11 protein-coding genes are annotated in these 11558 nt (G+C 70.9%); 4 read left to right on the top strand and 7 right to left on the bottom strand.

Annotated elements, in window-relative coordinates:
- A partial coding sequence (locus AC2H6A_RS13805) for an HAD-IC family P-type ATPase (RefSeq protein ID WP_484274176.1) occupies positions 1 to 1413 on the top strand: 1413 nt, incomplete at its 5' end.
- 39 nt (positions 1414 to 1452) lie between these two features.
- Complete coding sequence (locus AC2H6A_RS13810) at positions 1453 to 2328, top strand: NUDIX hydrolase (protein ID WP_484274177.1); 876 nt, start codon at positions 1453 to 1455, stop codon at positions 2326 to 2328.
- A gap of 2 nt (positions 2329 to 2330) precedes the next feature.
- On the opposite strand, the gene guaD is transcribed toward AC2H6A_RS13810, so the two are convergent.
- Together guaD and AC2H6A_RS13820 are read right to left on the bottom strand one after the other, a co-directional pair.
- A complete protein-coding gene (gene guaD, locus AC2H6A_RS13815) occupies positions 2331 to 3608 on the bottom strand; it encodes a guanine deaminase (protein WP_484274178.1) in 1278 nt (425 codons plus the stop codon).
- Positions 3608 to 4711: a BMP family ABC transporter substrate-binding protein gene (locus AC2H6A_RS13820; protein ID WP_484274179.1), complete on the bottom strand. Its 1104-nt coding sequence runs from the start codon at positions 4709 to 4711 to the stop codon at positions 3608 to 3610. The genes guaD and AC2H6A_RS13820 overlap by 1 nt, the downstream gene beginning before the upstream one ends.
- A gap of 166 nt (positions 4712 to 4877) precedes the next feature.
- Between AC2H6A_RS13820 and AC2H6A_RS13825 the strand changes: the two genes are divergently transcribed.
- Positions 4878 to 5795 (top strand): DMT family transporter, encoded by a 918-nt coding sequence (locus AC2H6A_RS13825; RefSeq protein WP_484274180.1) that lies wholly within the window; start codon positions 4878 to 4880, stop codon positions 5793 to 5795.
- Between the two features lie 63 nt (positions 5796 to 5858).
- A complete protein-coding gene (locus tag AC2H6A_RS13830; protein WP_484274181.1) occupies positions 5859 to 6710 on the top strand; it encodes an acyl-CoA thioesterase in 852 nt (283 codons plus the stop codon).
- Here AC2H6A_RS13830 and AC2H6A_RS13835 read toward each other — a convergent pair.
- The 5 genes from AC2H6A_RS13835 to AC2H6A_RS13855 form a co-directional block, all read right to left on the bottom strand.
- On the bottom strand, positions 6679 to 7698 hold the full coding sequence (locus AC2H6A_RS13835; protein ID WP_484274182.1) for a Rieske 2Fe-2S domain-containing protein: 1020 nt from the start codon (positions 7696 to 7698) through the stop codon (positions 6679 to 6681). The genes AC2H6A_RS13830 and AC2H6A_RS13835 overlap by 32 nt on opposite strands.
- A 39-nt stretch (positions 7699 to 7737) precedes the next feature.
- Positions 7738 to 8889: a BMP family ABC transporter substrate-binding protein gene (locus AC2H6A_RS13840; protein ID WP_484274183.1), complete on the bottom strand. Its 1152-nt coding sequence runs from the start codon at positions 8887 to 8889 to the stop codon at positions 7738 to 7740.
- A gap of 54 nt (positions 8890 to 8943) precedes the next feature.
- The gene (locus AC2H6A_RS13845; RefSeq protein WP_484274184.1) at positions 8944 to 9864 is read right to left on the bottom strand and encodes an ABC transporter permease; all 921 of its coding nucleotides are present in this window, start codon (positions 9862 to 9864) and stop codon (positions 8944 to 8946) included.
- Complete coding sequence (locus AC2H6A_RS13850; protein WP_484274185.1) at positions 9861 to 10955, bottom strand: ABC transporter permease; 1095 nt, start codon at positions 10953 to 10955, stop codon at positions 9861 to 9863. Before AC2H6A_RS13850 ends, AC2H6A_RS13845 begins: the two co-directional genes overlap by 4 nt.
- On the bottom strand, positions 10952 to 11558 hold a 607-nt coding region (locus AC2H6A_RS13855), incomplete at its 5' end, for an ATP-binding cassette domain-containing protein (protein WP_484274186.1). The genes AC2H6A_RS13855 and AC2H6A_RS13850, both read right to left, overlap by 4 nt.

The raw sequence follows: 11558 nt of genomic DNA on the forward strand, positions 1-11558 counted from the left end.
CTCGACGAGGCCATCCTGGAGCATCAGCCGCTGCCGCCCGAGGGCTGGCTCAAGATCGACGAGGTGCCCTTCGACTTCGAGCGCCGACGGGTGTCGGTGCTGCTCGAGCACGCGGGCGCGCGGCTGCTGGCGGTGAAGGGCGCGCCCGATGACATCCTGCGCCTGTGCACCCGGCATGACACGGCGGATGGCCCGCTGCCGCTCGACGAGGCCGGGCTGGCCGCGGCGCGCGCCACCTGCGCCGCGCTCGAGGACGAGGGCTTCCGGGTGCTGGCGATCGCCTCGCGGCCGGTGGCCATCGACCATCCGCACGCGGTGGTCGATGACGAGTCGCAGCTGGTGCTGGCCGGTTTCGCGGCCTTCCTCGACCCGCCCAAGGCGAGCGCGGGCAACGCGCTGCGCGCCCTGCGCGACAGCGGCGTGGACATCCGCGTGGTCACCGGCGACAGCGACCGCGTGGCCCGCCATGTCTGCGCGCAACTGGGCCAGCCGGTGCGCGGTGTGCTCACCGGCACGCAGATCGCCGCCATGGATGACGCCGCACTGCGCGCGAGCGTGGAAGGCGCCAACCTCTACTGCCGGGTCAACCCGGCGCAGAAGCTGCGGGTGATCCAGGCCATCCGCGCCCGCGGGCATGTGGTGGGCTACCTCGGCGACGGCGTGAACGACGCGCCCTCGCTGCACGGCGCCGATGTCGGGCTGTCGGTGGAGTCGGCGGTGGATGTGGCCAAGGCCGCCGCCGATGTGATCCTGCTGCGCCAGGACCTGCAGGTGCTGCACGAGGCGGTGCTCGAGGGGCGGCGCACCTTCGGCAACATCACCAAGTACCTGATGATGGCCACCAGTTCCAACTTCGGGAACATGTTCAGCATGGCGGTGGCCGCGCTCTTTCTGCCCTTCCTGCCGATGCTGCCCACGCAGGTGCTGCTCAACAACCTGCTCTATGACCTCTCGGAGGTGACCCTGCCCTTCGACGCGGTCGACGAGGACCAGACCCGCCGGCCGCATGCCATGGATGTCGACGCCATCCGCCGCTTCATGCTGGCGGTGGGCCCGGTGAGCTCGGTGTTCGACCTGCTCACCTTCGCGGTGCTGCTGCGCGGCTTCGAGGCCGGCGCGGCGCTGTTCCAGACCGCCTGGTTCGTCGAGTCGCTGTGCACGCAGGTGCTGGTGATCTTCGTGATCCGTACCCGCGGCAACCCGCTGAAGAGCCGGGCCCATCCGCTGCTCGTGGCCACCTCGCTGTCGGTGGTGGCGCTGGGCGCGCTGCTGCCCTTCACCACACTGGGCGCGCGCTTCGGCTTCGTGCCGCTGCCGGGCCCGCTGATGGCCGTGCTCGGGGCGCTGGTGGTGGCCTACCTGCTCTCGGTGCTGCTGATACGGCAGTGGTTCCATCATCGCCATCCGATCTGATGGACCGGGCGCCCCGGACGCCTGTGGCACCATGACCGCATGAAACTCAATCACGACATCGTCACCACCCCGCCGCGCCCGGCCTCCACGGTCATGCTGCTGCGCGACGGGCCGCACGGCCCCGAGGTCTTCATGGTGCGCCGGCACGGCCTGTCCGATGTGCTCGGCGGCGCCTATGTGTTCCCCGGCGGCAAGGTCGACCAGGACGACGCGGCGCCCGCGCTGCTCGCCCGCGCCGACCGGCCCGCGCCGGCGCTGCATGCCGCGCTGGGCGAGCCCGAGCTCGCCCCCGAGACCGCCGCCTCGATGTTCATCGCGGCGCTCCGCGAGACCTTCGAGGAGGCCGGGCTGCTGCTCGCCGGTGGCCCCCGGCCGCCCGATGCGGCGCGCGCGAGCGAACTCGCCCGCGAGGGCCTGGGCTTTGCGGAGCTCCTCGAGCGCCTGGACACCCATCTCGCCGTGGGCCGGCTGGTGCCCTTCACGCGCTGGATCACGCCGATCATCCCGTCGGTGCAGAGCAAGCGCTTCGATACCCGCTTCTTCGCCGTGAAGGTGTCCGGCGATGCGGTGGCCCGCCACGACGACCGCGAGACCACCGAGAGCGAGTGGCTTGCCCCGCGCGCCGCGCTCGAGCGCTACTGGGCGCGCGAGATCAGCCTCGCGCCGCCGCAGATCATGAGCCTGGCGCAGCTCGCGCGGCACGCCGATGTCGACTCGGTGCTGCGCGAGGCCGGCTCGCGCCCGCCGCCGGTCATCCAGCCCGAGCCGCTGAAGATGGACGGCCTGAGGGTGGTGGCCTACCCCGGAGACCCGGCCCATCCGGTGAGCGCGCGCGCCATGCCCGGCCCCTCGCGGCTGGTGTTCCGCGAAGACCGCTTCGAGCCGGTGGACGGATTCGGGGCGCTGTTCGCCTGAGCTCAGGCCGGCAGACGGCCTGACACCAGACGCCCCTGCGCCAGCGCCGCGCTCACCGCGCGGTCATCGCCCAGCACGATCATCGCGAACAGCCACTCCGCGAGGCTGTTCGCGGCACCGGTGCGCCGCGCCAGCAGCGGCGTGGCCCGGTCATCGAGCACCAGGAAGTCGGCCTCGTGGCCGGGCGCGAGATTGCCGATCCGATCACCCAGGCCCATCGCGCGGGCCGCGCCCAGGGTGTGGCGATACCAGAGCTCGCCCGGCGACAGCGTGACCCCGGAAAGCCGCGCCACCTCGAAGGCGGCCAGCATGGTCCGAAACGGCGAGAACGAGGTGCCGCCGCCAACATCGCAGGCCAGGCCCCAGTGGAAACCGGCGGCCCGCGCCGCGGTGAAGTCGAAGAGGCCGCTGCCCAGGAACAGGTTGGAGGTGGGGCAGACCGCCGCGCTCGCGCCGCTGGCCACCAGCCGGGCCCGGTCTTCGCCATCGAGGTGGATGCAGTGCGCGTACATGCTGCGCTCGCGCAGCAGGCCGAGCCGGTCATAGACATCGAGATAGCTGCGCGCGCTCGGATAGAGCTGCCGCACCCAGGCGATCTCGTCATGGTTCTCGGCCACATGGGTCTGCACCCAGGTGCCGGGATAGGCGCGGGCGAGCTCGGCCGCGCCGAGCATCTGCGCATCGGTGCAGCTTGGCGCAAAGCGCGGCGTGAGCGCGTAGCCCAGCCGCCCGCGGCCATGCCAGCGCTCGATCAGGGCCTGCGAGTCGCGCAGACCCTGGTGGGTATCGTCACGCACCGGCTCGGGGCTGTTGCGGTCCATCAGGCACTTGCCGGCGACCATGCGCAGGCCGCGCGCCTCGCTCGCGGCGAAGAAGGCCTCGGCGCTGGCGGCGTGCGATGAGCAGTAGGTCATGGCGGTGGTGATGCCATGGCGCAGCAGCTCGTCGAGGAACACCTCGGCGATCTGCGCGGCATAGACCGGGTCGGCAAAGCGCGCCTCGTGCGGGAAGGTGTAGTTCTCGAGCCAGGGCAGCAGCCCGTCGGCCGGCGAGCCGATGACATCGATCTGCGGGAAATGCACATGCACATCGACAAAGCCGGGCGCCAGCGTGCGGCCGCGCCAGTCGGACCAGCTCAGGCCGGGGTGGCGCGCGGCCACCTCGGCGAAAGGCCCTGCCGCGAGGATGCGGCCCTCGCTCACCACCAGCAGCGCGTCATCGAGCCGCTGCGGCTGGTCGAGTTCGTCGAATCGCAGCAGCGCTGCGCGGTATGCGTCCATCAGCCCCCCGGAAGTCGTCCCTGCACACCCTGCACATACCAGTTCATGCGGGCGAGCGCGTCATCGGAAAGCGTGCCCGATGCCTGCCGCACCCGCCCCTCATTGTCGACCAGGCGGCCGGCGAAGGGATGGCCGCGGCCCGCGGCGAGCTCGGCCTGGTGCAGGGCCACCTGGCGGCGCACCGCGGCGGGCACCGCGGCACCGAAGGGCGCCAGGCGCACCATGCCCTGACGCACCCCGCCCCACAGCGCCGAGTTGCGCCAGCGCCCCTCGATCACCGCCTGGGCCGACGCGGTGTAGAACTCGCCCCAGTGATGCGTGACCGCGGTGAGCTGCGCCTCGGGCGCGAACGCGCGCTGGTCGCTGTGATAGCCCACGCACCAGCGGCCGGCGGCCTGGGCGGCGATCGGCACCGCCGGCGAGTCGGTGTGGTTGGTGAGCACATCGGCGCCCTGCCCGAGCAGGGCCTGCGCGGCATCGCGCTCGCGCCCGGGGTCGTGCCAGGACTGCGTCCAGATCACCTTGAGGCTGGCCGCGGGATTGGCCGCCCGCAGCCCGAGCGCGAAGGCATTGATGCCCTGGACCACCTCGGGGATGGGAAACGCGGCCACATAGCCGGCCACGCCCGAGCGGCTGACCCCGCCCGCGGCCAGACCGGCGAGATACCGGCCCTCGTAGAAGCGGGCGTTGGCAAAGCCGACATTGGCCGTGGCGCGATAGCCCGAGATGTGCTCGAACACCGTGCCGGGATGATCGGCCGCCACCCTCAGCACGGACTCCAGGTAGCCGAAGCTCGCGGCCACGATCAGCCGGCAACCGTCGGCGACCAGTTCACGCAGCACGCGCTCGGCGTCGGGCCCCTCGGCCACCGAGGCCACATGGCGGGTGCGAACCTGATCGCCCAGAGCCTGCGCGAGGTGGCGCCGGCCCTCGTCGTGCTGGGCGCTCCAGCCCGCGGCCAGCAGTGGCGTGGGATAGAGGAAACCCACCTCCAGGGGCCCTGCCGGGGGCGCCGGCCAGGCCTGGCGAGGGTGGAGGGCGGTGAGCGCGGCAAGCGCGGGCGCCGCGGCAAGCAGGCCGCGGCGGGTGAGGTTTTTCGACATGGTTGTCCTCGACATGGCTCCCGGATTCGGAATTGCCCGCGCGGCGGGAGCAGCCAGCGGGCGGAGAATCGTACCCGAGCGCACGGCAGTCCCTTTCGCGCCCCTGCAGGGCAGTCTCGCCACCCGCTGCGCCCGCCCCCCGCCCGCCCCCCCGCAGAAGGCCCCCATGAACCCGCCCGCCGCCGCCCCGCGCCCGCCCGCGACACCGGTGTCGCGCCCGGCCGCACGCGTGCTGCGCGGCATCCTGTTCATCCTGATCGCGGTGAGCCTGTTCTCGTGCATGAACACGCTGGTGAAGCTGCTCAGCGCGCGCCTGGAATCGGTGCAGATCGTGTGGGCGCGCACCCTCGGACACTTCATCTTCATCGGCCTGCTCTTTCTGCCGCGCCACGGCCTGGGCATCCTGCGCACACCCTCGCCGGGCACGCAGTTCTCGCGCTCGCTGCTGCAGTTGTGCTCGACCACGCTCTACTTCATTGCCCTGCGCACCGTGCCGCTGGCCGAGGCCACCGCGATCAGCTTCCTCTCGCCGCTCTTCGTCACGCTGCTCGCGGTACCCTTCCTGGGCGAGCCCATCCGCGCCAACCGGCTGGTGGTGGTGCTGGTGGGCTTTGCCGGCGTGCTGGTGGTGGTGCGACCCGGCAGCGATGTGTTCCAGTGGTCCTCGCTGCTCATCCTGGGCAGCTCGCTGTGCTACGCCACCTATCAGGTGCTCACCCGCAAGGTGGCGGGCGGTGATCGCGCCGAAACCTCGGCGATCTGGAGCGCCATGGTGGGCAGCGTGCTGATGTCGCTGGTGGTGCCCTTCTTCTGGACCATGCCCGATCGCCTCACCGATGTGCTCATGCTGCTGGCGCTCGGCATCTTCGGCGGGCTGGGCCACTACTGCGTGGCGCGGGCCATGATCGACGCCCCGGCCAACATCGTGTCGCCCTTCCAGTACTTTCAGCTGGTGGGCGCAGGCCTCTTCGGCTGGCTGGTGTTCGACAACCTGCCCTCGATCAGCACCTGGGCGGGCGCGGCGATCATCGTGGCCAGCGGTCTGTACCTCGGCTGGAGCGAGACCCGCCGCGCGAAGTCCTGACAGCGGCCGGCATCCGCAGCGCCAGGCCATCCCATCCTTGCCCATCCGCATCGCCACCTCGTCATGACGCCCTTTCGCGCCTTCGCCCAAGCCCCGATCACCGCCACGGCATCACCCGCCGAACCCGGGGTGGTGCTCGACACGGCCATGACCGATGACTGGCTGCAGGGCCGGGTGGCCTTCGGCGGCATCCAGGGGGCACTGGCCGCGCTGGCCATGCGTGCGGCGGTGGGGCCCGAGCTGCCGATGCGGGCGCTGCAGTTCACCTTCGTGTCGGCCATCCAGGCGGGCCCCGTGCAGGCCGAGGCCTCGGTGCTGCGCCAGGGCCGCGCGATCACGCACGCGCAGTGCCGGCTGATCAGCGCCGGGCGCGTGGCCGCCCTGGCGGTGGGCCTCTACGGCGCCGGGCGCGAGACCCTCGCCGAGCACGACATGCCCGCCCCCGCCGGCGTCAAGCCGATCGAGACCCTTCACGATGCGCCCTGGCTGCCCGATCGCATGCCGGGTTTCCTGAAGCACTGGCAGATGCGCTGGGCGGGCGGCGCGCTGCCCTTCAGCGGTCAGCCCGCGCGGCCGGCCACGGTGTGGGCGCGCTTGCGCGAGCAGCCGCTGGACGCGGAGGCACCGGCCTGGCCCACCGATGCCGCCGGCCGCGAGGCCTGTCGGGTGGCGCTGGCCGATCTGCCGGCCTCGCCGGTGCTCTCGCGGCTGACCCGGCCGGCGCCGGGCGCCTCACTCACCTGGCTGCTGGAATGGCTGGCCGACCCGCGCGAGGGCGACCCGGCCGACTGGACGCTGCTGCAGACCGAGACCCGTCATGCCGCGCAGGGCTACACCAGCCAGACCGCACGGCTGTGGACCGCGCAGGGACGCCCGCTGGGCGTCAGCCACCAGACAACGGCGGTGTTTGGATGAGGGTGCCGAAGTTCACCGGCAGCCGCCGCAGGTACTCGCGGTAGGCCAGCGAGAGCCGGTCGGCCGCGCACGACACCTCGGTGTCGGGGTCGAGCGGCAGCAGCGCCGGGCGCTGTGCCTCGAGGATGCCGCGGTCTTCGCCGAAGATGCCTTCCTGGAAGGCCCGCATCTCGGCATCGGTGCGATCGCCGGCCGACATCGCCAGGATGAACCACACCCGGGTGAGCGCGGGTTCCACCGGCAGGGCGAGCATCACCACCATCTCGGCGAAGTCCTGCCAGCCCTCGGGGCACTTCTCGAGCAGGGCCACCCAGGGCGAGACCACCTGGTAGCGGTAGCGCACCTGCGCGCCCTGGTCGGCATTGAGGTTGCTGCGCGGCTGCCAGACCCGCACATCGATTCCCTCGAGGCCGGTGGCGGGTGAAGGGTCGGTCACCGTGTAGTCGGTGATGAGGGTGTGCTCGGCATCGCCGAGCGTGCCGGGGTGCACGAAGCCGAAGTGGGCGATGTCGAGGAAGTTCTCGATCACCCGCCCGAAACTGGTGTTGACCGTGTAGGGCCCGCAGATCGCCTGGCGGATGCCAGGCCCGGCGGGCGGCGTGATGGCGGGCGGTTGCGCCAGCAAGGGCGCGTGGTGGGCGGTGGCGCCGAAACGCACCCACACCATGCCGAGGTGCTCACGCACGACCACGAGAGACAGCGCCTGACGCTCGCCGAGCGGGGCGCGCGCCATGGAAGGTATGCGGGTGCAGCGCCCCTGGGGCGCGAAGGCCCAGCCGTGGTAGGGGCAGACCAGGTCTTCATCGCAGACCCGGCCCATCGAGAGCGGGGTGCCGCGATGCGGACAGCGGTCATGGGCGGCGGCGAGCACGCCGCCGGCGGTGCGCCAGACCACGATGTCGCGGCCCAGCGCCCGCACCGGCAGCAGACCGCCCGCGGGCAGGTCTGCCGCGGCCGCCACCGGCAACCAGAGCGAGTCTTCGGTCACCGGCAGGCGGCGTTCAGCAGGATCGGCATGCAGCCCCGATCACTTGCCCGAGGGCACCTTGCCCTCGACACCCTTCACATAGAAGTTGATGCCGCCCTTCCAGGCGTCATCGGCGGTGGCGTCCTTGGCCAGGCGCTCCTTGCCGGTGTTGTCGGCAATGGGGCCCTTGAAGACCGCGAACGAGCCATCCTTCAGGCCGGCCTTGATCTTGTCGACCTCGGCCTTGACCTCGGCCGGCACGAAGTCGGCGATCTTGACGAAGTCGTTCATGCCTTCCTTGGTGCCCCACTTGGTGACCTCGGTCTTCCAGGTCTTGTTGAGCACATCGTTGACCGTCTTCTCGTAGTACGGCCCCCAGGTCAGCACGCACGAGGCAAGGTGCGCCTTGGGCGCGAACGCGCTCATGTCGCTGTCCCAGCCGAAGGCGAACTTGCCGTTCTTCTCGGCGGTCTGGAGCACGGCGGTCGAGTCGGTGTTCTGCAGCAGGACATCGGCCTTGGCGTTGATCAGCGACTGGGCGGCCTCGGCCTCCTTGGGCGGATCGAACCAGGTGTTCACCCACACCACCTTGGTGGTGACCTTGGGATTCACGCTCCTGGCGCCCAGGGTGAAGGCGTTGATGTTGCGCAGCACCTCGGGGATGGGGAAGGAGCCGACGAAGCCCAGCACATTGGACTTGGTCATGCGGCCGGCGACCACACCCGCCATGTAGGCGTCTTCGTAGAAGCGGCCCTCGTAGACCCGGAGGTTGTCGGTGGTCTTGTAGCCGGTGGCGTGCTCGAACTTCACCTCGGGGTGATCCTTGGCGACCTTCTCCATGGCGTCCATGTAGCCGAAGCTGGTGGCGAAGATCACCTTGTTGCCCTGGGCGACCAGGTCACGGATGACCCGCTCGGCGTCCGGGCCCTCGGGCACCTTCTCGACGAAGGTGGTCTTGATCTTGTCGCCGAACTTCTCTTCGATGTACTTGCGGCCGTTGTCGTGCGCGAAGGTCCAGCCGGCGTCGCCGACCGGGCCGACATAGATGAAGCCGATCTTGAGGGGCTCGGGCGCCGGGGCGGGGGCGGCGGCCGGGGCCTGGGCGGCGGGCTTGGGCTCCTCCTTCTTGCCGCAGCCGGCGAGCGCCGCCGTGGCGACCACGACCGACAGCGCGGCGTGCTTGAGGAGGGAACGTCTTCCGAAAGGCTTCATCGTGACTCCTGAGGTGCTGAGGGTGGTTGATGCGAAGTTGATGTGAAAAACGGATCAATGACCCGGCATGAAGGACTTGCCGAGCGAGGCGGGCATGTTGACGCGGATCCAGGCCGGGTTGCGGGAGATCAGGACCAGCACCGCGATGGTCGCCAGATAGGGCAGCATCGACATGAACTCGCTGGCGATGTGCACGCCCCGGCCCTGCAGTTGCAGCTGGAGCATGGTCACGCCGCCGAACAGGTAGGCGCCAAGCAATACCCGTGCCGGTCGCCAGGTGGCAAACGGCGTGAGCGCGAGCGCGATCCAACCCCGACCGGCCACCATACCCTCAACCCACAAAGGTGCATAGACCACCGAGAGATAGGCACCAGAAACGCCACACAATGCACCGCCGGTCATCACCGCGGCCAGACGCAGCGTGCGCACCGGATAGCCCAGCGCATGCGCCGAGTCGGGCGACTCGCCGATGGCACGCAGCACCAGCCCGGCGCGGGTGCGGTAGAGCACCCAGGCGATCAGCAGCATCAGCGCGATGCCGCCGTAGACCATGGGGTGCTGACGGAAGACCGCCGTGCCCAGGAAGGGGATGTCGGACAAACCGGGAATGGCGTGGTTGCTGCGCTCGCCGAGCTTCTTGCCGACATAGCCGATGCCCACGAAGGCCGAGAAGCCCGCCCCGAAGAGCGACAGCGCCAGGCCGGTGGCGGTCTGGTTGGTGTTCAGCCAGATCACGAGCAGCCCGAAGATCGCGGCAGCCAGCGCCCCGGCGAGCGCCCCGGCGGCAAAGGCCAGGGTGTCGCTGCCGCTGTGGAAGGCCACCGCGAAACCGGCCACCGCGGCGATGAGCATCATGCCCTCGGCGCCCAGGTTGAGCACCCCCGCCCGCTCGTTGACCAGCAGGCCCAGGCCGGCGATGGCCAGCGGCGTGCCCGCCGAGAGCGTGGCGGCGATCAGCAGCGCGAACTCGTTCATGCCGATGCTCCCGACGCGGCGGCGCGCGACTGCCAGCGCAGCCGGTAATGGATGAGCGTGTCGCAGGTGAGCAGCGAGAACAGCAGCACGCCCTGAAAGACCCCGGTGAGCGCCGAGGGCAGGCCCAGCCGTGACTGGGAGAGTTCGCCGCCGATCAGGAACATGGAGAGCAGCACACTGCCGAGCACGCAGCCCAGCGGATGGAGCCGGCCGACGAAGGCGACGATGATGGCGGTGAAGCCGTAGCCGGTGGAGACATGGGGCGTGAGCTGGCCCATGGGACCGGTGGCCTCGAAGGCGCCAGCCACGCCGGCCAGGCCCCCGGAGACCAGCAGTGCAGTCCAGAGGGCGCGCCGCGACGAGAAGCCGGCATAGCGCGCGGCCGAGGGCGCGAGCCCGCCCACCTGGAGCTGAAAGCCGCCGAAGGTGCGAAAGAGATAGACCCAGGCCACCAGCGCGGTGATCAGCGCCACCGCGAGCCCCCAGTGCACCCGGAGGTGGCGCACGATGCGCGGCGCGTTGGTGTCGGCCGCGAAGCTCATGGTCTGCGGAAAGTTGAAGCCATTGGGATCTTTCCAGGGCCCGAACACCAGCCAGGACAGCAGCAGGTTGGCCACATAGACCAGCATCAGGCTGACCAGGATCTCATTGGCATTGAAGCGGTCGCGCAGCAGCGCGACGATGCCGCCCCAGAACATGCCGCCCAGCGCGCCCGCCAGGATGGCCAGCGGAAAGAAGGCCCAGCGGTTGATGCCGATCTGGTTGGCGCTGAACCAGAGCGCCAGCCCGCCGGCCGTGATGGCGCCGAGCAGGAACTGCCCCTCGGCGCCGATGTTCCAGACATTGGAGCGGAAGCACAGCGCCAGCCCGATCGCGCACAGGATGAGCGGCGTGGCCTTGAGCGCGACCTCGCTCACGCCGCGCAGGCCATTGAGCGGCTCGACCAGGAACATCTGCAGGCCACGCACCGGGTCCTTGCCCAGTGCGGCAAGCAGCAGCGCGGCGACCACCACCGTGATGCACAGGGCGATCAGCGGCGAGAGCCAGGCCATCAGGCCCGAGGGCTCGGGACGGGGCTGCAGGACGATCATGGTGCCGCCTCCACGGTCTCGGGCTTCGGCGCACCCGGCCACAGGCCGCTCATCCACTCGCCGATCAGCGCCACGGTGGCATCGGCCCGGGCCACCGGCGGCGACAGCCGCCCGCGGGAGATGACCATCAGGCGGTCCGCGAGCTCGAAGAGTTCGTCGAGCTCCTCGGAGACCACCAGCACCGCGCAGCCGGCATCGCGCAGCGCGAGCAGCGCGCCGCGGATCTGCGCGCTGGCGCCGACATCGACGCCCCAGGTGGGCTGGGCCACGATCAGCACCCGCGGCTGGGCGTCGACCTCGCGGCCGACGATGAACTTCTGAAGATTGCCGCCGGACAGGCTGCGGGCCGCGGCCTGCGGGCCGGCAGCCTTCACGCCGAAGCGCTCGATCACCGCCCGGGCCTGCGCGGCGAGCGCGCTGCGCGCGATCCAGCCGCCAGCGCGCACCGCGTCGCGCCGGGTGAGCAGCAGATTCTGGGCCAGCGATAGCGTGGGCACCGCGCCGCGGCCGATGCGCTCCTCGGGCACGAAATGCAGGCCGAGCGCGCGCCGCCGCTCGGGCGACTGGCGCCCGACATCGACCCCGAAAAGCGCGAGCGTGCCC

This window comes from Quisquiliibacterium sp. (assembly GCF_982640115.1).